Below are 1,828 nucleotides of genomic sequence, written 5' to 3' on the forward strand. Positions count from 1 at the left end.
TTTTGGCCGCTGCAACCACTCCTGCCGACAGTGCCAAGGCACTAAACACCACCATATCCTTTGTTCATCAGGGCGACACAACGGCCACCACGGCAGCGGTTAAGCTTAATGCCGACTTGCTTTTTGGTATGGTTTTCACCAACGGACTGGCCAAATATAAGGAAACACACGTGGAATATGGTTTCTTTGAAAGCTTTCCTGCTGGCGCAGCCTATGGCGTAAAAGTGCTCAAAGGCTATGTAGGCGACATGAAATACTTGTTCTCGGCCGATGGTGCTAAGTCGTTGGGCGGTTTCGGAGCGATAGGAAGTCTCTTCCCCCCCATGTGGGATTGGCACATGTTTTGGCTTATGACGGCTTTTCTTAGCATCATTCTCGCCTTTATGAACATTCTTCCCATACCCGCTCTCGATGGTGGTCACGTGCTTTTCTTGCTCTACGAGATGATTACAAGGCGCAAACCCAGCGAAAAGTTCATGGTGCGCGCCGAGTATGCAGGCATTTCCATTCTTATTATATTAATGGTTATGGCCAACCTTAACGATGTGCTCCGCGCATTGGGGTATATGTAAGGGTGAAAAGGCTTTTAAAGGTGAAAGAGTGAAAAGGTGAAAGAGTGAAAAGATGGCTGCGCCTTTAAAGGTGCCTAGTGGTTTCTAGATTTCTAGGTTGTTCTGGTTTTTGGACCAGTCGGACAAATCAGACCAGTCAGACCAGTCGGACTTCTCCGATTAGGCTGACACCATCTATAATCACAAGCTGCAATGCAATTGGCTTAACTCCTTAACTCCATAACTCCTTAACTCCTAAAAATGTCACATCTTCCGAACGAATAACCGCTTAATGGCTGCCGTTTTTCCAGCCGATTGTCCACTCGGTCGCAATTAATCGATTCTTGCGCGAGTTGTTTTTGATACAGAATGGGGTTGCATACATATGTAGGCAGCCCCATTTTGTATTACATCAATATGCAATCTCTATGGTGCCACTTGCGATTTGCACCAAAACGCAGTGCAAAATGCCGCTAAACGCAGTGCGTTTTGCTGCTAAATGCGAGGTAATATGGTGCAAAACGCAGTGCAAAATGCACCAAAACGCAGGGTAAAATGCACCAAAACGCAGGGTAAAATGCACCAAAACGCAGGGTTATATGGGGCAAATGGCGTGCGCATGTGTATATTAATGCACTGGGATTGGAGCGTTTTATCATGACTTTTGATTGAAAACAGACGTGTTTTGGGGCTAAATAGTGCTTAAAAAAGTGGTTTTTTGCTGCTTTTAGCATGGATTTTGGGTGATGAAAATGACGATCGGCGTGCAATCTAGAAAGGTAAAATGGTGCAAAACGCATTAGATTTCCTTAAAATGGACAGCGATGGAGAAGCCTTAGACCGCAAAATTTGGCCTAATTTCTTGCTTTTTGGCTGTTTTGCTTTCTAGAATGGTAGGCAGGAAATGTGCGTTTTGTAAAAAGTTTTTATTTATTTTAAGGGTATGACTTGTTTCGTTATGATGTCCTTTTGTTGCAAGTAGACAGCCTTTTGTGTGCCATCCCAAACGCATTTGTTTGTTGTTAAGGGGCATCGGGTTTTTAATTTCGCCCCCTTTTGCACGCCATTTTAAGGCCGTTTGTTATATTATAAGTTGGCAAGTTTACGACATTTCAAGTCCGTTTGGGGGTAATCCACGGACAAATTCGTAAACTTGCCAACTTCAACCCCAATCGGTCGTTAGACCGCTTACCTATTATTTTAGGTTGTTTCCATCGCTTCCTGTTCATCTTTCGTTTGCTTGTCGGCATCTTGTCTGTCTTATTCTCTTGACGTAG

Annotated in this window: 1 protein-coding gene; it reads left to right on the forward strand. The window is 44.2% G+C overall.

What is annotated here, in order from left to right:
* A partial coding sequence (locus BN93_RS10430; protein WP_019188269.1) for a site-2 protease family protein occupies nt 1-572 on the forward strand: 572 nt, incomplete at its 5' end.
* Between the last annotated feature and the right edge of the window lie 1,256 nt (nt 573-1,828).

It is taken from the genome of Prevotella conceptionensis 9403948 (genome assembly GCF_000312305.1).
Classification (GTDB): Bacteria; Bacteroidota; Bacteroidia; order Bacteroidales; family Bacteroidaceae; genus Prevotella; species Prevotella conceptionensis.